Origin of the sequence: Caballeronia sp. TF1N1 (genome assembly GCF_022878925.1) — a bacterium.
Classification (GTDB): Bacteria; Pseudomonadota; Gammaproteobacteria; order Burkholderiales; family Burkholderiaceae; genus Caballeronia.
This window is the reverse complement of record NZ_CP084626.1, coordinates 364,528-388,953: the sequence shown is the minus strand read 5'-3', so window position 1 is coordinate 388,953 and position 24,426 is coordinate 364,528. Positions and strand designations below refer to the sequence as shown.

At 63.2% G+C, this 24,426-nt stretch carries 16 protein-coding genes; 11 read left to right on the top strand and 5 right to left on the bottom strand.

Annotated elements, in window-relative coordinates; translation table 11 throughout:
* Positions 1-477: 477 nt before the first annotated feature.
* From LDZ28_RS01835 to hrcA, 3 genes are all read right to left on the bottom strand, one after another.
* Positions 478-885: an RNA-binding S4 domain-containing protein gene (locus tag LDZ28_RS01835; protein ID WP_244827043.1), complete on the bottom strand. Its 408-nt coding sequence runs from the start codon at positions 883-885 to the stop codon at positions 478-480.
* 14 nt (positions 886-899) lie between these two features.
* Positions 900-1,967, bottom strand: a complete 1,068-nt coding sequence (hemH, locus tag LDZ28_RS01830) for a ferrochelatase (protein ID WP_244827042.1) — start codon at positions 1,965-1,967, stop codon at positions 900-902.
* Between the two features lie 128 nt (positions 1,968-2,095).
* A complete protein-coding gene (gene hrcA / locus LDZ28_RS01825) occupies positions 2,096-3,112 on the bottom strand; it encodes a heat-inducible transcriptional repressor HrcA (RefSeq protein WP_244827041.1) in 1,017 nt (338 codons plus the stop codon).
* A gap of 189 nt (positions 3,113-3,301) precedes the next feature.
* On the opposite strand from hrcA, the gene LDZ28_RS01820 reads away from it, so the two are divergent.
* Both LDZ28_RS01820 and recN read left to right on the top strand, forming a co-directional pair.
* Positions 3,302-4,195, top strand: coding sequence for an NAD kinase (locus LDZ28_RS01820; RefSeq protein WP_244827040.1), 894 nt, complete (start codon positions 3,302-3,304; stop codon positions 4,193-4,195).
* 29 nt (positions 4,196-4,224) lie between these two features.
* Positions 4,225-5,877 (top strand): DNA repair protein RecN, encoded by a 1,653-nt coding sequence (gene recN, locus LDZ28_RS01815; protein WP_244827039.1) that lies wholly within the window; start codon positions 4,225-4,227, stop codon positions 5,875-5,877.
* Positions 5,878-5,924: 47 nt separating this feature from the next.
* On the opposite strand, the gene glnE is transcribed toward recN, so the two are convergent.
* Positions 5,925-8,726, bottom strand: a complete 2,802-nt coding sequence (glnE, locus tag LDZ28_RS01810; protein ID WP_244827038.1) for a bifunctional [glutamate--ammonia ligase]-adenylyl-L-tyrosine phosphorylase/[glutamate--ammonia-ligase] adenylyltransferase — start codon at positions 8,724-8,726, stop codon at positions 5,925-5,927.
* Positions 8,727-8,931: 205 nt separating this feature from the next.
* On the opposite strand from glnE, the gene LDZ28_RS01805 reads away from it, so the two are divergent.
* The 4 genes from LDZ28_RS01805 to aroG all read left to right on the top strand — a co-directional run bounded on the left by LDZ28_RS01805 (position 8,932) and on the right by aroG (position 17,164).
* Positions 8,932-13,254 (top strand): YhdP family protein, encoded by a 4,323-nt coding sequence (locus tag LDZ28_RS01805; RefSeq protein ID WP_244827037.1) that lies wholly within the window; start codon positions 8,932-8,934, stop codon positions 13,252-13,254.
* Between the two features lie 57 nt (positions 13,255-13,311).
* Positions 13,312-14,139, top strand: a complete 828-nt coding sequence (locus tag LDZ28_RS01800) for a carbon-nitrogen hydrolase family protein (protein ID WP_244827036.1) — start codon at positions 13,312-13,314, stop codon at positions 14,137-14,139.
* 133 nt (positions 14,140-14,272) lie between these two features.
* Positions 14,273-15,739, top strand: coding sequence for a metalloprotease TldD (gene tldD / locus LDZ28_RS01795; protein WP_244827035.1), 1,467 nt, complete (start codon positions 14,273-14,275; stop codon positions 15,737-15,739).
* Positions 15,740-16,090: 351 nt separating this feature from the next.
* On the top strand, positions 16,091-17,164 hold the full coding sequence (aroG, locus tag LDZ28_RS01790) for a 3-deoxy-7-phosphoheptulonate synthase AroG (RefSeq protein ID WP_244827034.1): 1,074 nt from the start codon (positions 16,091-16,093) through the stop codon (positions 17,162-17,164).
* Between the two features lie 50 nt (positions 17,165-17,214).
* Here aroG and LDZ28_RS01785 read toward each other — a convergent pair whose 3' ends face one another.
* Positions 17,215-17,781 carry a cob(I)yrinic acid a,c-diamide adenosyltransferase gene (locus tag LDZ28_RS01785; RefSeq protein ID WP_244827033.1) on the bottom strand — a complete coding sequence of 189 codons (567 nt, stop codon included), beginning with the start codon at positions 17,779-17,781 and terminating at the stop codon, positions 17,215-17,217.
* A gap of 338 nt (positions 17,782-18,119) precedes the next feature.
* On the opposite strand from LDZ28_RS01785, the gene LDZ28_RS01780 reads away from it, so the two are divergent.
* The 5 genes from LDZ28_RS01780 (at position 18,120) to LDZ28_RS01760 (ending at position 24,424) form a co-directional block, all read left to right on the top strand.
* Positions 18,120-19,541: an FAD-binding oxidoreductase gene (locus LDZ28_RS01780; RefSeq protein WP_244827032.1), complete on the top strand. Its 1,422-nt coding sequence runs from the start codon at positions 18,120-18,122 to the stop codon at positions 19,539-19,541.
* Between the two features lie 157 nt (positions 19,542-19,698).
* A complete protein-coding gene (locus LDZ28_RS01775; protein ID WP_244827031.1) occupies positions 19,699-21,252 on the top strand; it encodes an FAD-linked oxidase C-terminal domain-containing protein in 1,554 nt (517 codons plus the stop codon).
* Between the two features lie 111 nt (positions 21,253-21,363).
* Positions 21,364-22,452, top strand: a complete 1,089-nt coding sequence (glcE, locus tag LDZ28_RS01770) for a glycolate oxidase subunit GlcE (RefSeq protein ID WP_244827030.1) — start codon at positions 21,364-21,366, stop codon at positions 22,450-22,452.
* Between the two features lie 8 nt (positions 22,453-22,460).
* Positions 22,461-23,687, top strand: coding sequence for a glycolate oxidase subunit GlcF (gene glcF, locus LDZ28_RS01765; protein WP_244827029.1), 1,227 nt, complete (start codon positions 22,461-22,463; stop codon positions 23,685-23,687).
* 41 nt (positions 23,688-23,728) lie between these two features.
* Positions 23,729-24,424 carry a YggS family pyridoxal phosphate-dependent enzyme gene (locus LDZ28_RS01760; RefSeq protein WP_244827028.1) on the top strand — a complete coding sequence of 232 codons (696 nt, stop codon included), beginning with the start codon at positions 23,729-23,731 and terminating at the stop codon, positions 24,422-24,424.
* The last annotated feature ends 2 nt before the right edge of the window (positions 24,425-24,426 follow it).

Below are 24,426 nucleotides of genomic sequence, written 5' to 3'. Positions count from 1 at the left end.
TTTGGGGCATCCGAGGGATTTTCAAGGCTCCAGAAGCGGTTTTTCGGACGAAATTTAGCTTTTTTCGCGTGCGCATCAAACATCGGACAACGGCGGGCCACGCTTGTCGGCGGCGTGAAGCGTTAAGTGCAAATTCGCCACATTTAACTGCGAGAAACACTTCGTAATGGGCGTTTCGTCGCAGTACGCAAAAATCAGATTGAGGCGATTGCGTTGTTCGCCTACACTTCGAACATGCGTCGCAGGAACACGTTAACCCTAATCCTACGAATGCAGTAACCGCTCAGCCCTTGCCTGTTTCCTTCCGGTTTTCACGACCGGTTATCCCGCTCACCGGGGGTACCATGAAACTGACCTTTGCTATCGCGGTGGTCGCTCTGGTACTGGTTGCGGGAACGACCACCATATGTATGTCCGGCGCTGTCACCGCCCGTAACACCGAGTACGGCGGGGTTCATGCGACCATCGAAAACTACTTCAATCCGAACCTGCCAGTTTGTCGATAATGCGCCGGTCGCGCTTCGTCGGCCTGCCCTGAATTCCGGCAGCCGGCTCGCGAAACGTCTTGCGCCGCTCGGCTTCGGCTAACCGCTTCACTCGGCCCTCTTCCGTTTCCGCGTAAAGCGTCTGGGCCACGCTAGCCGGTCCGCGCACGTCGCACACGCCCTTTACTTCCACTTGCCAGACGATCCGCTCGATATCGATCTCGACGAGATCGCCGACGCGCACGTCCTTCGACGGCTTCACGTTCGCCCCGCCGATCTTCACGCGGCCTTTTTCCACCGCGTCGCTCGCGAGCGAACGCGTCTTGAAGAAGCGCGCCGCCCAAAGCCATTTGTCGATGCGCAGACGCGCGCCCGGTTCCGTCGAAATCGTGTAGTTCATGAATTACCGTTCGTTCAGGCGGCAACCGTCAATGGCTGCACGGCCTGCACCGGCCAGCCTTGCAGATTCTGCGCCGCGATTTCTCCCAGCGCCTTGATCCACGCCGGCGATGCATTCAGGCAAGGAATGCGGTGAAACTGCTTGCCGCCTGCGTGCAGAAATTCGTCGCGCACCTCGATGCCGATTTCCTCGATCGTCTCAAGACAATCCGCCGTGAAGCCCGGACAAAAAACGTCCACGCGCGCAACACCCGCCGCGCCGAGTTCCGCGAGCGTCGGCGCGGTGTATGGCTGCAGCCATTCCGCGCGGCCGAAGCGCGACTGGAACGTGACGCGGCATTCCACCGGCGTGAGCCCCAACGCGGAGGCGAGCAGCGAGCCCGTCAATTGGCACTGGTCGTGATACGGATCGCCGAGATCCATGGTTCGCTTGGGGACGCCGTGAAAACTCAGCACGAGCTTGTCGCCGGCGGCAAAATCCGGCACGCCGTGATGACGCCAGTAATCGCGCACCTGCTCTGCAAGCGCGGAGATATACGCCGGATGATCCGCGTAATGACGAATGGTGCGAATCTCGGGCTGATTGCGCACGCGCTTGAGCGCGGTAAAGGCGTCGTCGAAAGCGGTCGCGGTGGTCGAAGACGAGTACTGCGGATACATCGGCACCAGGAGAATGCGCTCGGCGCCTTCGAGCTTGAGCTGATTGAGCATGACGCCGATGCCCGGCGTGCCGTAGCGCATCGCGTAGTCGACGAGCACGTGGTAGTCGTTTGCAGCGAAGAGGCGCCGCAAGCCCTCGACCTGCTTCTCCGTATAGACACGCAAGGGCGAGCCTTCCGCCATCCACACCTGCGCATATTTCTTTGCCGACGCGCGCCCGCGAAACGGCAGGATGATCAACCGCAGAATGATCTGCCAGAGCAAGGAGGGAATCTCGACCACGCGCGGATCGGAGAGGAACTGCGCCAGATACTTGCGCACGGCACGCGGCGTGGGCGCGTCCGGCGTGCCGAGATTGATCAGCAGCACCGCGACACGATGCGAAGCGCTAGGCTGCGAAGGCAACTCGAGATCGAAACGCATAGGGCAAGGCGGCCGGAAGTGGTCGAAAGGTGAAACCCATTATAGCGGCGCGTTTCACGCCGCATCATTGGCCGAACGGCCTAGTGGCGGCGCGGCGCGCGGGCCGGCATGATGGGCTGAAGGAAAAGCTATTGAGAACTGAGCGACATCGACAACAGGCGTGCGGTGATATCGACAATGGGAATCACGCGGTTGTAGGCCATGCGCGTGGGTCCGATCACGCCGAGCGTGCCGACGATCTTGCCGTTGACTTCATACGGCGCGGTCACGACGCTCATTTCCTCGATCGGCACCAGATTAGATTCCCCGCCGATGAAAATCTGCACGCCCTGCGCGTGACTCGAAACATCCAGCAATTGCAGGAGGCTCGTCTTTTGGTCGAACAAATCGAACAGCTTGCGCAGCCGCGCCATGTCGGACGAAAGGTCCGCCACTTCGAGCAGGTTGCGCTCGCCGGAAATCAGCACGGTCTCGCCCGGATCGGTTTCGGCGGTGCTCGCGACCACGGCCGCCTGCATGAGCGCGGTCATGTCGCCGCGCAATTCGTCGATTTCCTGACGCAGCCGCAGACGCACTTCGTCGAAGGACAGGCCCGCGAAATGCGCGTTGATGTAGTTGGAGGCTTCCGTGAGTTGCGACGGCGAATAGTCGCGCTGCGTCGCCATCATGCGGTTCTGCACGTCGCCTTCGGGCGTCACGATGATAAGCAGAATGCGCTTGTCCGACAGCCGCATGAATTCGATCTGCTTGAACATGTGACTGCGGCGCGGCGTGAGGATCACGCCAGCGAACGACGAGAGACTCGACAGCACGCTCGCCGCCGCCGCGACGATCTTCTGCGGCTCCTCGCCTTGCAGGCGCGTCTTCACGGCGGTGGTCATGGCTTCGTCTTGCGGCGCTTCCACGGTGAGCATGGTGTCGACGAAGAGCCGATAGCCGCGCGGCGTGGGAATGCGTCCCGCCGACGTGTGCGGGCTGACGACGAGACCGAGGTCTTCCAGGTCCGACATCACGTTGCGAATGGTCGCGGGACTCAGCTCCAGGCCGGAATGCCGTGATAACGTGCGCGAACCGACCGGCTGACCTTCGGCGATGTAGCGCTCGATCAGCGTTTTGAGGAGGGTTTGTGCACGTGGGTCTAGCATGGGGAAATTTTAGCCTAACGTGTCGTGGCGCGGCGAACGTACCCGCCGCGATGAATCGCTTGTCGAGCGATTCAATGTCCGCTCCATTCTAGCGATAAACAACGGGCGTGCCCCGGCGTGATCGGGTGGCATCGCAACCACCCTTCGCGCACGGTTCTTTTCGCCTTCCACCTATGGTGTAATGCCGGCATGGAAATTGGCCAATTCAAGACTGTCGCGCTCATCGGGCGCACCAATACGCCCGGCATCGAGACGCCGCTGCGCCTGCTCGCGGAGCTGATCTCGAAGCAGGGTTTCGAGGTCGTGTTCGAGGCCGGCACCGCGAAGGATGTCGGCGTGACCGATTACCCGGCGCTCTCGGTCGCCGAAATCGGCGCGCGCGCGGACGTGGCGGTCGTGCTGGGCGGCGACGGCACCATGCTCGGCGTGGGCCGCCAACTTGCGCCGTACAAGACGCCGCTCATCGGCGTGAATCACGGGCGGCTCGGCTTCATCACGGACATCCCGCTCACCGAGATGCGCGAGATCGTGCCTCAGATGCTCGCCGGACAGTTCGAGCGCGAGGAACGCAGCCTGCTCGAAGCGCGTATCGTGCGCAACGACAAGCCCATCTATCACGCGCTCGCCTTCAACGATGTCGTGGTCAATCGCAGCGGCTTTTCAGGCATGGCGGAACTGCGCGTGTCGGTGGATGGCCACTTCATGTACAACCAGCGCTCGGATGGTCTGATCGTCGCGACGCCCACCGGCTCGACCGCCTACGCGCTTTCGTCGGCGGGGCCGATTCTTCATCCGCAGTTGCAGGGCTTCGTGCTCGTGCCGATTGCGCCGCATTCGCTCTCGAACCGTCCGATCGTGCTGCCCGACGACTCCAAGGTGACCATTCAATTCATCGGCGGGCGCGATGTCAACGTGAACTTCGACATGCAGTCGTTCACGGCCGTCGAACTGAACGACGCCATCGAAGTGCGGCGCTCACGGCACACGGTGCCGGTGCTGCATCCGGTCGGCTACAGCACGTACGCCACGCTGCGCAAAAAGCTGCACTGGAACGAGCATCCCTCGCAAGACTCCGCCCTCTGAAGCGCTCACCACGCCCTTTCCAAGCGTCCATGCTCCGTCATCTCTCCATTCGAGACTTCGTCATCGTTGCCGCGCTGGATATCGAGTTCGACTCCGGCTTCACGGTTTTTTCGGGTGAAACCGGCGCAGGCAAATCCATCCTGATCGACGCCCTCGCGCTCACGCTCGGCGCCCGCGCCGACGCGAGCGTCGTGCGCACGGGGGAAGCGCGCGCCGACATCACCGCTGAATTCACCACGCACGCGCAAGTGGCGCGCTGGCTGGACGAGCACGCGCTCTCGCAAGACAGCGACACCGTCATGCTGCGCCGCGTGATCGATTCCGGCGGCCGCTCGCGCGCGTTCATCAACGGCACGCCGGCCACGCTCACGCAACTGCGCGAAGTGGGCGAAATGCTCGTCGACATCCACGGCCAGCACGCGCATCAATTGCTGATGCGCCCCGACGCGCAACGCGAACTGTTCGACACGCACGCCGGTCTCGTCGACACAGCGAGCACCGTGAGTCGCGCGTGGCGTGCGTATCGCGAGGCCCAGCAGGCCGTAGAAGCCGCGCAAAGCCGCGACCGCGAACTGCAACTGGAACGCGAGCGTCTCGCATGGCAGTTGAGCGAGTTCGACAAGCTCGCGCCGCAGCCGGGCGAATGGGAGGAAGTGAGCGCGGAGCATCATCGGCTCTCGCACTCGGCAAGTCTCATCGACGGCGTGCAAAGCGCGCTGTCCGCATTGTCCGAATCCGACGAAGCCATGATTTCCCAACTCGCCGCCATCATCACGAAGCTGCGCGATCTGGCCGATATCGATCCCGCGTTGAGCGACGTGCTCGCCTCGCTCGAACCCGCCGAGATTCAGTTGCAGGAAGCGTCGTACTCGCTTTCGCACTACGCGCAGCGCCTCGAACTCGATCCTGACCGGCTCGCGCAGGTCGAGCGTCGCATGGATCAGCTTCACTCGACGGCGCGCAAGTTCCGCCTTCAGCCCGAAGCGCTGCCCGAGGAACATGAAGCGCGCCGCAGCCAGCTAGCCGAACTCGATGCCGCCGCGGACCTCGACGCGCTCAACGCCGTCGCCGAGAAAGCGAAGGACGCTTATCTCGCGGATGCAAGAGCGCTGTCGAAGGCGCGCGCGAAAGCGGCCAAGACTTTGTCGAAGGCAGTCACCGAAGGCATGCAGGAATTGTCGATGGCGGGCGGCAGCTTCGAAGTCGCGCTCGTGCCGCTTGCGGAAGGCGGCGCAAACGGGCTGGAACAGATCGAGTTTCGCGTGGCGGGCCACGCTGGCGTCGCGTTACGGCCGCTCGCGAAGGTCGCATCGGGCGGCGAACTCGCGCGCATCAGCCTCGCGCTCGCCGTGATCGCGAGCACCGCGAGCCCGACGCCCACGCTGATCTTCGACGAAGTGGATACGGGCATTGGCGGCGGCGTGGCGGAAGTGGTCGGACGGCTCTTGCATCAACTCGGACGCGACCGGCAAGTGCTGTGCGTCACGCACTTGCCGCAAGTCGCGGCGCGCGGCGATCAGCATTTCCAGGTGGCGAAAACTTCCGACGATGCCGGCGGCACGGTCAGCACGGTGACGCCGCTCGACAAGTCGAAACGCATCGAAGAAGTGGCGCGGATGCTTGGAGGAATCGAAATCACGGCGACGACACGCAAGCATGCAAAGGAGATGCTCGCGGCTTGAGGCGCGGGCGAACGAGGCGGCGCAAAAACGCTGCGCCGCCTTCCACCTTACTCGGCAATCGAGAACACGCGTCTCCACAACGCCGTCACCGCTTCCCTTTCGCCCTTTACCGCATCCGGCGCGACGCGCGCCTTCTCCATTCCATCGAGCCGCAGCGTGTGCTGCAGCTTGCGGTAGTGCCGGTACACCGCGCCAATCGTTTCCGCTTCGTCCGCGCTGATCAACCCGCTCTGCGCCGCGATCTTGAGCAAGGTGATATTGCCCGCATTGCGCACGAACTCGCGATGCTCGCGCGAGTGCAGCAACACCCAGTACTGCACGATGAACTCGATATCCACCATCCCGCCGCGATCGTGCTTCAGGTCGAACAATTCGCTGCGATTGGGATGCCCCGCCGCCACACGCTCGCGCATCGCGACGATTTCGCGGGCAAGCAATGCCGCATCGCGCTCCATCACCAGCACGTCCGCGCGAATGGCTTCGAATTGCGCGCCGATCTCGGCGTCGGCGGCGCTGTAGCGAGCGCGCGAAAGCGCCTGATGCTCCCAGACCCACGCGGTATTCGCGGCATCGCCTTCACGAATCTGATAGCGGCGAAACGACTCCAGACTCGTCACCAGCAAACCCGATTCGCCGTTCGGCCGTAGACGCAAGTCCACATCGAACAGCGTGCCCGCGCCGGTCGCCGCCGTGAGCCACGTGATGAGACGGCGCGCGAACATCGCGTAAATGTCGGCGGCGCTGTCGTTCGAATCGTCGGGATCGTCGTAGAGAAAGATCAGATCGAGATCGGACGCATAACCCAGTTCCTTGCCGCCGAGCTTTCCATACGCGATGACGGAGAAGCGCGGCGTATCGCGATGCCGCTTCGGAAACTGCCGCCAAACCGTCTGCACGGTTACGTCGAGTACGGCATCGGCGAGTTCGGACAGACGGTCGCTCACATGTTCCACCGACAGATGTCCCGCCAGATCGATCAGCAGAATGCGGAACACTTCGGCCTGATGCGCGTGACGCAGCAGGTCCATCTGATGCTCCGCGTCCTCCGCTGCCGCAAGCCGGGCGAGCAGCGAACGCTTGAACCCGTCCCAGTCGAACGGGCTGGCAATGGCTTCGTCATCGAGCAATTCGTCCAGCAATTGCGGATGGCGAATGAGATAACCCGCCGCCCAGCGCGAGCCGGACAACACGGACAGCACGCGTTCGAGCGCCGCCGGATATTCAGTCAGAAGCGCGAGATACGCGCCGCGTTTGCCGATGGCTTCGAGCAAGTCGAAAAGCCGCGCGATCACATCGCCGCGACGCGCGGCATCGATCGACTGCACGACTTCGAGCGCGCGCTGCGCGACCACGTCGAAGCGCTCGCGGCTGTGCTCGTTCAGGCTCGCGTAACGCGTGGAGTTCCACACGCCCGTTAGACGCGCGAGCACCGGCGCCGGGTCCGCGAAGCCGAGTTCGGACAGACGGCCGGCGAGTTCTTCCTGCGCGGAATCGTCGGCGAGCGCGCTGCTCCAGATCCACGATGCAGCCGAATCGTCCGACACGCCGCAGCCGTTTTCACCGCCGATCTTGTCGGCGAAGATGGCATCGAACTGTTGTTCGACGAATTCGCGATGCGCATCGAGCTTGTCCATCAACGCGGCGTAGTCCGCAAATCCGAGCGATGACGCGAGCAACGCGCGCTCGTCGTCGGCAACCGGCATGGCATGCGTCTGCGCGTCGTTGCGATACTGCAGCCGATGCTCCACCGTGCGCAGAAACAGATACGCGTCGGTGAGCGAGTCGCACACGTTCTGCGCGATCAGCCCGTGCGCGGCGGCGCGTTCGAGCACCTTGAGCGTCGGACGAATGCGAAAATCCGCCGCCTGTCCGCCGCGAATCAACTGGAAAACCTGCGCGCTGAACTCGATCTCGCGGATACCGCCGCGTCCGAGCTTGATGTCGTCGGCCTTGTCGGGACGCATTGACGCGCGCCGCCGCGCTTCCTGCCGAATCTGCAGATGCAGCGAGCGAATCGCGGCGATCACGCCGTAGTCGAGGTATCGCCGATAGATGAAAGGCGTCGCAATGGCTTCGAGTTGTTTGACGAGACGGCGCGCGGCATCGCTCTTCGTCTCCGAGACGACGCGCCCCTTGATCCACGCGTAGCGTTCCCATTCCCGCCCTTGCACATAGAAATACTCTTCGAGCATGCCGAGACTGCACACGAGCGGACCCGAATCGCCGTTGGGACGCAACCGCATGTCGACGCGAAACACGTAGCCGTCTTGCGTCATCTCCGCGAGCGCGCCGATCACGCGCCGCCCGAGCCGTGTGAAGAATTCCTGCACCGAGAGCGGCGAGCGCTTGCCGCCGGCGGTTTCGCCATCGTCTTCATAAACGAAGATCAGATCGATATCCGACGACGCGTTCAGTTCGCGCCCGCCAAGCTTGCCCATGCCGACGACGCCGAGCGTAAGCCGTTCGCCTTCGGGTGAGCGCGGCTCGCCGAAGAGCGCTTCGAGGTCGGCCGCGAGTACCGCGATGGCGCGTTGGATCGTTACTTCGGCGAGATCCGTCATTGCGCCGGTGACTTCGGCGACATCCGCCGTGCCCGCTAGATCGCGCTCCATCGCCGTGCAGAAAACCTCCATGCGTAAGCGGCGCAACGCCGTCTTGAGCGCGGCTTCATCGAGCGTGCCGGTCTCGACGCACGGCACGCAATGAGCGTCGAGGCGCGCTTCGATCCATTGCCGCGTGATCGGCGTCCTTGCCCACTGGGCGACATCGGAGGCTAGTTCCGGACGCGCCGAATAAGCGCGCGACGCGTAGTTGGAATAGCTGGAACTGAGGAGTTTCGCGTCGGTCATGAAAGGGTAGGCTCGCTCGTTGCTTGGTACAGATGCTGATCGTACACGGGCAGCGAAGCGGTTTGAACCAATGGTCCGCGAGGCTTATCCGAAGCGGCTCCGAGAGACTTTTCCAGAGCGGCGCGGCCAAGCCTTGCCCGCTTTTCCCTGTGTTACATTGCAGCGTCAAACACGCAAAACTACCATATCGCCGACTAGCCGCAGCATGTCCGACAGCAGACGATCCGTCGACCCGACCGAAGTTGGACAAGCCCAGCCCAGCGGCAACGCCGAGCGCGTGCTTTCACGCGTCTTCAAAATCGTTCTCGTGTTCGCGGCCGTGGTGTACTTCGCGGTTGCGGGCATCTATCTCGCGCTGCGCTATATCGTGTTGCCGCAGGTCGATTCGTTCCGGCCGCGCATCGAGCAACTCGTTTCCTCGCGCATTCACGCGCAGCTACATATCGGCCGGATCACGGCGGTCATGGCGGGTTCGCAACCCACCTTTCTGATCGACAATCTGCGTATCGACGCCGCCGACGGATCGCCCGGCGTGGCGGTGCCGCATGCGCGCGCGAGCATCGCGTGGGGCTCGCTGCTGCATCTTCGGCCGAAGCTTGCCGATCTCACCGTCGATGGTCCCGATGTCATCGTCGCGCGCAATGCCAAGGGTGAACTGACCGTGGCGGGCGTGCCTGTTCCCACGCATCGCACGGGTTCTGGTGCGTTCACGAACTGGCTGCTCGGACAAGACCGCATTCGTCTGCGCGACGGCACGCTGCGTTGGCGCGATGCCGAACGCGACGCGCCCGAAGTGGCGTTCAAGCGCCTGCAACTGACCATCCTCAACGACGGCTTGCGGCATCGGCTCGCACTCGATGCACCCGCCGACGGCGACGTGCTGCACGGCCCGCTCGATGTGCGCGCGGACTTTCGCCACGAGCCGTTCACCGCGATGGGCGCACCCGCGAACTGGACCGGACGTCTCTACGTTTCCACCGGGCCGCTCGACCTGCCGACGCTCGGCCGCTACGTGAAGCTGCCTTTTCAGATCTACGATGGCCGCGTCGAAAACCGTATCTGGGTGGACTTCGCGCGCGGCCAGTTGCAAAAGGCAGGCGGCGATCTAAACGGCGGCAACGTCGCGCTGCGCGTGCGCGCCACCCAGCCGCGCCTCGAATTGCCGATTGCGCGCTTCGACTGGACCATCGACAAGAACGACACGGCCTACACGCTGAATCTGTCCGACATCCATGCCGAACTCGGTCAGCCCGCGCTCTCGGACGGCACGCCGGTCGCGCGTCTTCTGGCGGCGCATACGCTCACGGGCACGTACCGGCCGGGATCGGTTGGCAAGGGATTGATGTTTCGCGTCGCGGGCGATCACGTCGATCTCGGCATCCTCGCGGACTTCGTGCGGGCGCTGCCCGTGCCGCCGCGCGTGCTCAACGAACTCGTGCGCTTCAATCCGCGCGGGCAGATTGCGAACTACTCGATCTACACGGAGCGCGCGGCGCCGCGCAATGAAGAAGAGGTAAAGCAGCAGCACGAAAAAGGCGACGCCAAGCTCTTGCACTTCACGCTCAAGGCCGACTTGCAGGGCATCAGCGTGCAGGCGCAGGAACCGCCGCCGGGACTTACCGTGAACAACCATCCGCGTGCGGGCATTCCGGGCATCGAAAATCTGTGGGGTCATGTCGATGCCAACGAGGCGCAAGGCGCTATCGACATCGATACGAAAAATGCGGCCATCACCATTCCCGGCGCGTTCGATGATCCGCGTCTGACCTTCGATACGCTGCAAGGCCACGCAACCTGGACCGTCGCCGATGAAATCGCGCCCGGCGAATTGCGCCGCGCATTCACCATTCACCTCGACACGCTGCGTGTGAAGAACGCCGATGCCGAAGGCGACGTCACTGCTTCATATTGGAATCAGGGCCACGGGCGCGGCAATCTCGATCTCAAGGCGAAGATCGCGCACATGCAGGTCACAAGGCTCGTGCGCTATCTGCCGACGAGTCTCAACGAACGCGTGCGCGTCTATCTCGGGCATGCGCTGCAAGCGGGCGTGGCGCGCAACAGCGTGCTCGAAGTGCATGGCGACCTCACCAAGTTCCCGTATGCGAAGGCGCCGGACGCGGGCGTGTTTCGCATCGAGGCGCCGTTCACCGGCGGCCGTTTCGATCCGACGCCGTTCCCGCCGCGCAAACTCGCCAACGGCATGCCGAGCATCTGGCCGGGTTTCGACGGGATCGACGGCACGTTCAAGCTCGCGCAAAACAAACTGCGCTTCGATGTCGAGCGCGGACATTATCGTGGCGTGAAGGTATCGAATCTGAGCGGGCGAATCGACGATACCGGCGACCGCGAATCGAAACTGTGGATCGACGGGCAAGCACGCGGACCGCTCTCGGACATGCTTCAGTATGTCGACGACAGTTCGCTCGGCCTGATGGCCAAGCACGCCACGCGCAAACTGCAAGCTAAAGGCGATGCCGCGCTCGCGCTTACGCTCGGCATTCCGCGATTCCGGCCGCCGCCGCCCGCGCCGCCGCTTCGCACCGAATACAAAGGCTCGCTCACGTTCGCAGACAACGAAGTCGCTTATGGCAATCTGCCGCCGCTCGAACATCTGCGCGGCAAGGCGAATTTCGCGGCGAAGACCGTGACGCTCGACGGACTGAACGCGCAACTGCTCGGCGGCGACGTGCGCGCGAAAGGCGGCGTGCAACCGGACGGCAGCTACACGTTCGATGTGAACGGGCGCATCGGCGCGGACGCGGCACAGCGTCTGAACACGCGCATCACGCCGCAGGTCGCGCAGTTCCTGAAGCGCATCGACGGTTCCGCGCCGTATCAGGCGCACGTGCATGGCGTGAAGAACGCGTTGCCTGTCGTGCAGGCGAGTTCGGATCTGACGGGCATCGGCTTCGATCTGCCCGCGCCGTTCGGGAAGGCGAAGGGCACGCCCATGCCGTTCGCGTTCACCTTTCAGCCCGCGCCTGGCGGGCCTTCGGATCTGCATGACGCGCAACTCACGTTCGGGCCCGTGCAGGCGCATTACTCGCTGCAGCAAATCGGCCGCGCGCAGGTCACGGTCGATCCGCAGAACCCCGCCGAGCCGATGAACATGCGCGCCCGGCTGAAGGTTGCGCGCGGCGCCATCGCCGTGAACAAGCCGGCGGCGTTGCCCGCCGAAGGCGTGTCGGCATCCGTCGATATGAACACGCTCGATGCCGACGCGTGGCGCAAGTTCATCGCCGATATCAACGCATCCGCGAGCGCTTCACCCGCGGCCGATACAGCCGCGCCCGCCTCGCCACCGATGAGCGATATGGTCAGGCAGTTCATCCCGACGCGTGCCGACATCCGCTTCACCACGCTCAAGCTGCTCGACCGCCGCTGGGACAACGTGCGGATCGGCGCGAACGAAGAGCCGGCGAATCGCAAATGGCAGGCGAACGTGGCGTCGAATCAGGTGACGGGCACGCTCGCGTTCACGCCGGGCGCGCTCAAGGGAAGTCCGGGCGCATTGCAGGCGCGCCTCGACAAAGTGGTCATTCCCGAGAAGATAGCGGCGACGAACGCGCCGGACGAACGCATCGTGAGCAAGCCGCCGCGCAACATGCCCGCGATCGATCTCATCGTGAACGAGCTCGTATATCGCGAGCACGATCTCGGCCGGCTTCAGGTCGATGCGCATAACGAAGTCATCGCCGATCAACCCGTCTGGACGCTCGACAAGCTCGAACTCGCGAACCCCGACGCCACGCTCACCGCAAACGCGACGTGGCGCACGCTGCCGGGCGGCGTGGTCTCGACCGCCGTGAAACCCGCGAACGACGACACCTTTCCGCGCCGCACGGCACTCGACTTCAAGCTCGACGTGAACGACGCCGGTCAGTTGATCGACCGCTTCGGTCTGCCGCGCACGGTCAATCACGGCGCGGGCACGGTGTCCGGTCACGCGGCGTGGAACGGCGGCCCGACGACAGTCGATCCAAATTCGCTCGATGGCAACGTCGCTGTCGATTTGCGTCACGGCCAAATTCTGCGCGCGCCCGGCGCCGCGAAATGGCTCGGCATCTTCAGCTTGCGCAGCCTTGCGAATCTGCTCACGCTGCATTTTCAGGATGTCGTCGGCAAGGGACTGCCGTTCGAGAAAGTCACGGGCGACGCGCATATCGAACAGGGCATCGCGAGGACGGACGATCTGGTGATGATCACATCGCCCGCGCGCGTGCAGATGCAAGGACTCGTCGACCTGCCGCAACGCACGCAGGATTTGCACGTTAAGGTCATACCGACCGTCGGCGCGGGCGCGGTCGCAATCGGCGCGGCGGTCATCAATCCGCTGCTCGGTCTGGGCGCGCTGGCCGCCGATCTCGCATTGTCGAAGTCCATTCAGAAGGCGTTCGAACTCGACTATTCGATCACCGGTCCCTGGTCCAAACCGGTCGTTCAGCGCCTGCGGGGCGATCAGGGTAAGATCGAAACACCTGCCGCCGCCGCTGTCCCTGCTGCCGTACCAGCAGTCGCTCCGTGAAGGCGACACGGTTCCGCCCTATTTTCGTCACCTTTTTTGGCAAATGCGCACAAAAATATGAACGATAAATCGAGCGAAAGCGCGAATTTCCGCGTCGCCGCGCTACAGATGGTCAGCGCGCCGGACCGCGATCGCAACCTGACCGAGGCCGGCCGGCTGATCGCGGAAGCCGCGCGCGACGGCGCCCAACTCGTGCTCCTGCCCGAATACTTCTGCTACATGGGCTTCAAGGACACCGACAAACGCGCCATTCGCGAGACGCCGGGCGCGGGTCCGATCCAGCAATTCTTGTCCGATGCGGCGCGCGAGCATCGCGTGTGGGTGATCGGCGGGACTTTGCCGTTGCAGTCGGCGGAGCCGGATCGCGTATTGAACACCACGCTCGTGTTCGACCCCGCCGGCAAGCAGGTTGGGCGCTACGACAAGATTCACCTCTTCAATTTCGAGAAAGGCGAGGAATCGTTCGACGAAGCGCGCACCATCTGCCCCGGCAGCGAAGTGCGGACTTTCGACGCGCCATTCGGACGAGTCGGCCTTTCGGTGTGCTACGACCTGCGATTCCCGGAGCTGTATCGAAAAATGGGCGACTGCGCGTTGATGGTCGTCCCCTCCGCGTTCACCTACACGACCGGCAAGGCACATTGGGAAATCTTGCTACGCGCCCGCGCCATTGAAAACCAGTGCTACGTCCTCGCCGCGGCACAAGGCGGCAAACATGAAAACGGCCGGCGCACTTTCGGCCACAGCATCCTGATCGACCCTTGGGGCGAAATCATCGACGTGCGCGATGAAGGCGCGGGCGTCGTGGCCGGCCAGATCGATCCGGCGCGCATTGCGTCAGTGCGACAGAGCTTGCCGGCGTATCGGCATCGCGTGATCGGCTGAGACGCGCGCGCCAAGTATCTTGAAAATAGGTTTTCCGACGGTCTTGAAAGCGCGATTTTTTCTCCGCACATGACCGAACCCCGTCAGCCATTAGAATGGTCTGAAATATCACCGAACTCGCAACAGGCACCGCATGAACATCATCGAACCCGGCATTAGGAATCTGGTCACGGCGAAGGACGTTTTGCTTACGCCGTATGGCCTCGACGAGGGGCTTATCACACGTACGCTTGCGGAAATTTTCACGCATCGCGTCGATTACGCCGACCTCTATTTCCAGTCCACGCGCAGCGAAGCGTGGAGTCTGGAAGAAGGCATCGTCAAATCGGGCAGCTTCAGCATCGATCAGGGCGTCGGCGTGCGCGCCGTTTCGGGCGAGCGCACGGCTTTCGCCTACTCCGACGATCTCTCGCCCGAATCGATTCGCCAGGCGGCGCACGCAACACGCGCGATCGCCAAGGCGGGCGGCGGCAAGCACAAAATCAAGTCGGCGAGCACGCTCACGGGCGTGTCGGGCCGCGATCTGTATTTACCCGCCGATCCGCTGCATTCGCTTGATTCCGACGCGAAGGTGAAGCTGCTGGAGCGCGTCGAACAGATGGCGCGCGGCCGCGATCCGCGCATCACGCAAGTCATGGCCGGGCTCGCCGGTGAATACGACGTCGTGCTGGTGGCGCGCAGCGACGGCGCGCTCGCCGCCGACGTGCGACCGCTCGTGCGCGTATCGGTCACGGTGATCGCCGAGCAAAACGGACGCCGCGAGATCGGCACGGGCGGCGGTGGCGGACGCTTCGACTATGGCTATTTCACCGACGACATCCTGAACCGCTACGTCGACGACGCGGTGCACGCGGCGCTGGTGAACCTGGAAGCGCGTCCGGCACCCGCAGGCGCCATGACCGTCGTGCTCGGGCCGGGCTGGCCGGGCGTGCTCTTGCACGAAGCAATCGGGCACGGGCTGGAAGGCGACTTCAACCGCAAGGGATCGTCGGCGTTCGCGGGTCGTATCGGCGAACAGGTCGCGGCGAAGGGCGTGACCGTGGTCGATGACGGCACGCTGCCGAATCGGCGCGGCTCGCTCAACATCGACGACGAAGGCAATCCGACGCAGTGCACGACGCTGATCGAGGACGGCATTCTCAAGGGCTACATTCAGGATTCGCTCAACGCGCGTTTGATGAAGATGCCCGTGACGGGCAACGCGCGCCGCGAATCCTACGCCGCCCTGCCGATGCCGCGCATGACCAACACGTACATGCTCAACGGCGACAAGGACCCGAAGGAGATTCTGGCTTCGGTGAAGAAAGGCTTGTACGCGGTGAATTTCGGCGGCGGTCAGGTGGATATCACCAACGGCAAGTTCGTGTTTTCGGCGTCCGAGGCGTACATGATCGAGGACGGCAAGATCACGTATCCGGTGAAGGGCGCGACCTTGATCGGCAGCGGACCGGAATCGCTCAAATACGTGACGATGATCGGTAACGACATGTCGCTGGATACGGGCGTCGGCGTGTGCGGCAAGGAAGGCCAGAGCGTGCCGGTGGGCGTTGGGCAACCGACGTTGCGCATCGAAAAGATGACGGTGGGCGGCACGGTTTGATGTTTTTCGATGCGGGCTTTCCGCGTCGCTTCGGGCTGCGTTTGCGATTGCACGGGCCGGCGATGCGGGATTCCCGCGTTCTTCGAGTGGAAGGCTTGCCAGCGCCGCGTGTTTGCGGTTATAAAAGCAGCTACCTGATTTTTTGCGACAGACTTTTCTCTCTTAAGCCATGACCGCCAAGTTTTATTTTTATTTCTTTTGGCATCTCAAGCCGCTGGCGGATGGAGAGGGGTCGTTGCAAGTACGGTAAGTACGCAAAACCAAATTCCCGAAAAACCGCCAGCGAGTCTGGCGGTTTTTTTTCGCCCTTCACACGTTGGTTTTGATTGAAAGAGACGCAGGAGAAAAGAAATGCCCCCGCACAATACCGACGATGTCCGCATTCGTGAGCTGAAAGAACTGACGCCTCCCGCGCATCTGATCCGCGAATTCCCTTGCGCCGAACCCGTGTCGGAACTGATTTACAACGCGCGCAAGTCGATGCATCGCATACTGCACGGAATGGATGATCGCTTGATCGTGATCGTCGGACCGTGCTCCATTCACGATCCCAAGGCGGCGATGGAATATGCGGGACGACTGATCGAGCAGCGTAAGCGCTTCGCGGGCGAATTGGAAATCGTGATGCGCGTGTACTTCGAAAAGCCGCGTACCACGGTGGGCTGGAAGGGGCTGATCAACGATCCGTACATGGATAACAGCTTCAAGATCAATGATGGATTGCGGGCTGCGCGAGAATTGCTCATGCATATCAACGAGCTTGGTTTGCCGGCCGGCACCGAGTATCTGGATATGATTAGTCCGCAGTACATTGCGGACCTGATTTCGTGGGGCGCGATTGGGGCGCGGACTACCGAATCTCAGGTTCACCGTGAGCTTGCATCGGGATTGTCTTGTCCGGTGGGCTTTAAAAATGGCACGGATGGAAACGTCAAGATTGCCGTCGATGCTATCAAGGCCGCTTCGCAGCCGCATCATTTCCTGTCGGTCACGAAGGGCGGACATTCGGCGATCGTTTCCACCGCCGGCAACGAGGATTGCCATATCATTTTACGCGGCGGTAAATCGCCGAATTTCGATGCCGCTAGTGTCGATGCGGCTTGCAGCGATATCGGCAAGGCGGGATTAGCGGCGCGCTTGATGATCGATGCGAGTCACGCGAATAGCTCGAAGAAACACGAGAATCAGATTCCGGTGTGCGAGGATATTGGCAAGCAACTCGCCTCCGGCGATGAGCGAATCATCGGCGTGATGATTGAATCGCATCTGGTTGGCGGCCGGCAAGACCTCAAGCCAGGAGGCGAGCTGACTTACGGACAAAGCGTGACGGATGCTTGCATCGGCTGGGATGAGAGCGTGACTGTACTCGAAGGATTGGCAGCGTCGGTTAAACAGCGGCGCATTGCGCGAGGCGGCGGCAATTAAGATATAGACAGCGGCCGCTAACTCAGCGGCCGCTGTCTATTTGTTCACGGTTAATCGGTTGCCGCGTCGCGCTGATGCTTCCACAAGACATCGTTCTGGCCATCCGCGCGATTCAAAACCCGCGCCAGTACAAAAAGCAAATCCGACAGCCGATTGACATACCGCCTCGGCGATTCGTTTACTCCGGCTTCATCGATTTTCCCTAGCGCCACGATCGACCGCTCCGCTCTTCGGCAAACCGTCCGAGCCACATGCGCCACTGCCGCCGCTCTCGATCCGCCCGGCAGAATGAATTCAGCCAACGGCGGCAACGTCCCGTTGTATTCCGCGAGCCAGTCATCGAGCTGCGCCAAATGCGATTCCTCGATCATCGAATGCCCAGGAATCGATAACTCGCCGCCTAAATCGAAGAGATCGTGTTGAATCGTCGTCAACGCATCGCGCACGTCCGTTGGCAGCGGTTCGCATAGCAATACGCCCAAAGTCGAATTCAATTCATCGACATCGCCGATTGCGGCAATCCGCGCATCGTCCTTGGAAACGCGACGGCCGTCGCCGAGCCCCGTGGTGCCATCGTCGCCGGTACGGGTGGCGATCTTGCTCAGACGGTTGCCCATCGTTTTCTCCTTGCTCGTTGATTCATCGCTCGAAACGCGCGTTCACGCTTTGAACCGCGCCGAAACTCCGACCCATTATAGGCACGCGGTCCCACGGTTTTACCCGCCTGCCGCCCTCCATCCCATCGGCGTAAAATAAGACGGAAGTCGTGAAGCAAGCACTCGACCACGCCGAGCGCGGCAGCCCAACGAGCGCGACGATTAAGCACCGGCGCGCAAAACGCAACGTGCTCGATCCGTCGCCTGAAGCGTTTAGTGGCACGAATAAGCAACACGCGACGAATCCGCCGCGAAAATCGACCGAACAATCGCAGCGCCCAAGCTGCCCCGGAGACACCGTGAACCACCCCGCCGAAGCCGCACGAACCGCCTTCCGCCGCCCGTTCCCCGCCGCCCTGCTCGATGCGCTGCGCACAAGATTCGCGGAGCGCGTCTCCACCGCCCAGGCGGTGCGCGAGCACCACGGCCGCGACGAATCCCCGTTCGACCCGCAACTGCCCGACGCCGTCGTCTTCGCGCGCAGCACAGATGACGTGCAGGCCATCGTCAGACTTTGCGCCGAACACGACACGCCGATCATTCCTTACGGCAACGGCTCGTCGCTCGAAGGGCATCTGCTGGCAGTGCAAGGCGGCGTCTCCATCGACTTGTCGGCGATGAAAAACGTCATCTCGATCAACGCCGAAGATCTCACGGTCACCGTCGAACCCGGCATTTCGCGCAAGCAACTGAACGAAGCGCTGAAAGACACCGGCCTCTTCTTCCCGATCGATCCCGGCGCGGACGCCAGCATCGGCGGCATGTCGGCAACGCGCGCTTCCGGCACCAACGCCGTGCGCTACGGCACGATGCGCGAAAACGTGCTCGGCCTCACGGTCGTCACCGCCGATGGCCGAGTCATCAAAACCGGCACGCGCGCGCGCAAATCGTCGGCGGGATACGACCTGACGCGTCTTTTCGTCGGCTCGGAAGGCACACTCGGTGTCATCACCGAAATCACCGTGCGGCTTTATCCGCAGCCCGAAGCCATTTCCGCCGCCATCTGCGCTTTCCCGTCGATGGGCGATGCGGTACGCGCCGTCATCGAGACCATTCAGATGGGCGTGCCGATTGCGCGCGTCGAATTCGTCGATTCGCTCGCCGTGCGCGCAATCAATCGTCATTCGAATCTGACGCTCGCCGAATCGCCGACGCTGTTCTTCGAATTTCACGGCACCGAAGCCGGCGTCAAGGAGCAAGCGCAAACGGTGCAGGACATTGCCGCCGAGAACGCCGGCACCGGTTTCGAATGGGCGACCCGTCCCGAAGACCGCAGCCGTCTCTGGAACGCGCGCCACAACGCCTACTTCGCGATGCTGCAACTGAAGCCCGGCTGCCGCGCCGTCACCACGGATGTCTGCGTACCGATCTCGCGTCTCGCGGAATGCGTCGAGGAAACGGAAAAAGACCTGGTGGATTCGCCGCTTCCCTGCCCAATCGTCGGCCATGTCGGCGACGGCAACTTCCACGTCGCCATGCTGCTCGATCCGGCCAAGCCCGAGGAACTAGCGGAAGCCGAACGGCTGAATCACCGCATCGTCGAACGCGCGCTGATGGTCGGCGGCACCTGCACGGGCGAACACGGCGTCGGCTTGCACAAGATGGGCTTCATGATCGAGGAGCACGGCGAGGACGCCATCGCCGTGATGCGCTCGATCAAACACGCGCTCGACCCGAAAAACCTCATGAATCCGGGCAAGATCTTCGCGTTCGAGCAGTAATCGCGCGGTTTGCGCTTCATTTCGCGCACACGGCGACGGCAATGGACGCTGTCGCCGCAAGCGGGCAAGATGGACCGCGGTAACCCAATCATTCGTCGACGAAGAGCATCTGCGTCGATCAAACCGAACGAAGCGCCGCCGAGCGCCCGGAGGAGACATGAACGCACCCGACGAGCTCAAGACCGCACTCGTGACCGACACTTCGCCGAATTTGCCGCATGCGGACGCGCCGCGGTTCTCCGAGGAACAACTCGCGGCGCGTCAGCGCGATGTCGTGCAGGCGCTGATGGCGGTGCTGCCCACGCATTGCCTCCTGTTTCGCGAGGAAGACACGGCGCCATACGAGTGCGACGGTCTCGCGGCGTATCGCCGTCTGCCGCTTGCGGTCGCATTGCCGGAAACCGAAGCGCAGGTGCAGCGCGTCGTGCAGATCTGCGCGCGCCTCGACGTGCCGATCGTGCCGCGCGGCGCGGGCACGGGGCTCTCGGGCGGCGCGATGCCGATCCGTCATGGCATCGTGTTGTCGCTTGCGCGCTTTCGCAAGATCATCGAAGTCGATCCGTACGCGCGCACCGCGACGGTTCAGCCGGGCGTGCGCAATCTCGCCATATCGGAGGCCGCCGCCCCTTACGGGCTCTACTACGCGCCGGACCCTTCGTCGCAGATCGCGTGCACTATCGGCGGCAACGTCTCCGAAAATTCGGGCGGCGTGCATTGCCTGAAATACGGCCTTACCGTGCATAACGTACTGCGCGTGCGCGCCGTCACCATGGACGGCGATGCCGTCGAATTCGGCTCGCTCGGACCCGACGCGCCCGGCCTCGATCTGCTCGCCGTGCTGATCGGCAGCGAAGGCATGTTCGCCATCGTCACCGAGATCACCGTCAAGCTGATCCCGAAGCCGCAGACGGCGCAAGTCATCATGGCGAGCTTCGACGACGTGGTCAAAGGCGGTAACGCGGTCGCGGCGATCATCGCGGCGGGCATCATCCCGGCCGGCCTCGAAATGATGGACAAGCCCGCGACGCGCGCCGTCGAGCAATTCGTCAACGCTGGCTACGACCTGGACGCCGCCGCCATCCTGCTGTGCGAATCCGATGGCACGCACGACGAAGTCGCCGAGGAAATCGTCCGCATGACGGCGGTGCTGCGCGAGTTCGGCGCGTCGCGCATCCAGATTTCGCGCACGGAAAGCGAGCGCCTCAAGTTCTGGTCGGGCCGCAAGAACGCCTTTCCCGCCGCCGGCCGCATGTCGCCTGACTATTACTGCATGGACGGCACGGTGCCGCGCCGCTCCATCGGGCCGCTGCTCAAGCGGATCGAAGAGATGGAACAGAAGTACGCGCTTCGCTGCATCAACGTGTTCCATGCGGGCGACGGCAACATGCACCCGCTCATTCTCTTCAATGGCAACGATCTCGACGAATGGCATCGCGCGGAGGCGTTCGGCAGCGATATCCTCGAAACCTGCGTGGAACTGGGCGGCACGGTGACGGGCGAACACGGCGTGGGCATCGAGAAGATCAATTCGATGTGCGTGCAGTTCTCGCCCGAGGAGCGCGACGCCTTTCACGCGGTCAAGCGCGCGTTCGATCCGCCCGGCCTGCTCAATCCCGACAAGGGCATTCCCACGCGCGCGCGCTGCGCCGAATACGGGAAGATGCACATTCGCGGCGGGCTTTTGCCGCACCCGGAGATTCCGCGCTTTTGACGAGTGCGCGATCCCGCTATCCACGTTTGTCCGACTGTGGCTGCGTTAAGCGCCCGGTACAATCGACCGGACGAGACGGAATAGAAAAAGCATCAATCAAGCGGGACACCCATGGAACAGGACGACATCGTCGCCGGCTGGTCGGAGCGGATTGCACACGCCACCGAGACCGGTACGCCGCTGCGCATTCGCGGCGGCGGGACGAAGGACTGGTACGGACAGACGCTCCAAGGGGAGATTCTCGACACGCGCGCGCATCGCGGCATCGTCGAATACGATCCGGCGGAACTCGTGATCACCGCGAAGAGCGGCACGCCGCTCGCGGAAATCGAAGCCGCGCTCAGGGAGCACGGGCAGATGCTGCCCTTCGAGCCGCCGCACTTCGGCCGTAACGCGACCTTCGGCGGCTGCATCGCGGCGGGACTTGCCGGCCCGCGTCGCGCATGGACCGGCGCGCCGCGCGATTTCGTGCTCGGCGCGGTGGTGATGAACGGGCACGGAAAAGTGCTGCACTTCGGCGGCCAAGTGGTGAAAAACGTGGCGGGCTATGACGTCGCGCGCTTGCTCGCGGGCTCGCTCGGCACGCTCGGCCTCATGCTGCAACTGTCGATCAAGGTGCTGCCCCGCCCCGTCGCCGAAGCCACGCTCAAATTCGACATGCATGCAACGGACGGCGTGCGCAAGCTCAACGAATGGGGCGGTCATCCCTTGCCGATCACCGGCAGCGCGTGGCGCGACGGCACGCTCGCGCTACGTCTCGCGGGCGCGGAAGCTGCTGTCAAGTCCGCGCGCAACACGCTCGGCGGCGAGGTGGTCGACGCCGTCGAAGCCGACCGTTTCTGGATCGGCATGCGCGAGCAGACCGATCCGTTCTTCGCGGTCATTCAGCCGCGCTCGGCGCTTTGGCGGCTCGCGTTGCCGTCCATTGCGGAGCCGCTGCATTTGCCGGGCGCGCAACTCATGGAATGGGGCGGTGCGCAGCGCTGGTGGATCACGGACACCGACCCGCAGACCGTGCGTATCAGCGCGAAGCAAGCCGGCGGGCACGCGACCATCTTCCGCGCCGGTTCCGCGTATGACCGCAATGCGGGCGTGTTCACGCCGTTGCCCGCGCCGCTGATGAAAATCCATCGCGGGCTGAAGGCGGCGTTCGATCCGGCGCGCGTGTTCAATCGCGCCCGGCTGTACCCCGATTTCTAGGCGCCTCGATGCAAACCAATCTCGCCGATTTCATCCGCGGCACGGCCGATGGCGACGAAGCCGACGCCATCCTGCGCAAATGCGTCCATTGCGGCTTTTGCACGGCGACTTGCCCGACCTATCAAATTCTCGGCGACGAACTCGACGGACCGCGCGGGCGCATCTATTTGATGAAGCAGATGTTCGAAGGCGCGCCGGTCACGCGCAGCACGCAACTGCATCTGGATCGCTGCCTCACCTGCCGCAATTGCGAGAGCACATGTCCGTCGGGCGTGCAGTACGGACGGCTCGTGGAGATCGGCCGCAAGGTGGTCGAAGAGAAAGTCGAGCGCCCCATGCGCCAGCGTTTGCAGCGGCGCTTGCTGGCGAGCTTTCTGCCGAACAGCACGCTCTTCACGCCAGCGATGAAACTCGGCCAGCAGTTCCGCGGCATCCTGCCACGCAATCTGCGCGCGAAGATTCCCGTCCCGGAGAAGCCGCTCGCCGCGCCCACGCGCAAACACGAGCGCAAGATGCTGATGCTTTCCGGCTGCGTGCAACCGGCCATGATGCCCAACGTCAACACGGCGACCGCACGCGTATTCGACGCGCTCGGCATCGAGATCGTCACCGCGCCGGATGCGGGCTGCTGCGGCGCGATCCGCCTGCATCTCGGCTACAACGACGAAGCGCTCGACGACGTGCGCAACAACATCGACGCATGGTGGCCGTATGTGGAGAACGGCGTCGAGGCAATCGTGATGAACGCGTCGGGTTGCGGCGCGACGGTTAAGGAATACGCGCACCTTTTGCGCGACGATCCGGTCTACGCGGACAAGGCAGCGCGCATCGTCGAGCTTACGCGCGACCTCGCCGAAATCCTGCCGATGTACGAGGAAGAACTCATCGCGCTGGCAAGACGCCGCAGCGTGCATACGGTCGCCTACCATCCGCCGTGTACCTTGCAGCACGGGCAGCAGATTCGCGGACGCGTCGAGCATCTGCTGACCGCGCTCGGGCTCGAAGTGCGTTTGCCCGCGGATAGCCATCTCTGCTGCGGATCGGCGGGCACGTATTCGGTGCTGCAGCCAAAGCTTTCATACACGCTGCGCAATCAAAAGCTCGACCGGCTGGAAAAGACCGAGCCGCAGATGATCGTGTCGGCGAATGTCGGGTGTATCGCGCATTTGCAAAGCGGCACGTCCACGCCCGTCGCGCACTGGATTCAGTTGCTCGAGCATCTGCTTTACGGTTGAGCGCTTCGTATAATGGCTGGATTGCTTTTCAGGCGGCCAGCATGTCTATCGCTCAACATCTCGAAGAAGTCCGGCAGCGTATTGCGAAGGCCGCGGCGGACGCCTCGCGCGACGCCGCGTCCGTGCAGCTTCTCGCCGTCTCCAAGACCTTTCCCGCCGAAGACGTGCGCGCCGCGTTCATTGCCGGCCAGCGCGCGTTCGGCGAAAACTACGTGCAGGAAGGCATCGCGAAGATTGCCACGCTCGCCGACTTACGCAGCGGCATCGAGTGGCACTTCATCGGGCCGCTGCAATCGAACAAGACCAAGCTCGTCGCCGAGCAGTTCGACTGGGTGCATTCCATCGACCGGCTGAAGATTGCCGAGCGGCTGTCCGCGCAACGGCCCGAAGGCACGCCCGCGCTCAATGTCTGCGTGCAGGTCAACGTGAGCGGCGAGGCTTCGAAGAGCGGCGTGGAACCGGCAGAAGCCGCCGCGCTCGCGCATGCGGTCGCGGCGCTCCCCGCCCTGCGCTTGCGTGGCCTGATGGCCGTTCCCGAAGCCGCCGACACACTCGACGCGCAACGCGAGCCGCACGCGCGCCTTCGCGAACTCATGAACAAGCTGCGCGCAGACGGTCTCGATCTCGACACGCTTTCCATGGGCATGTCCGCCGACCTCGAAGCCGCCGTGCTCGAAGGCGCGACCATGGTGCGCATTGGCACCGCGATCTTCGGCGCGCGCGACTATTCGCATTGATT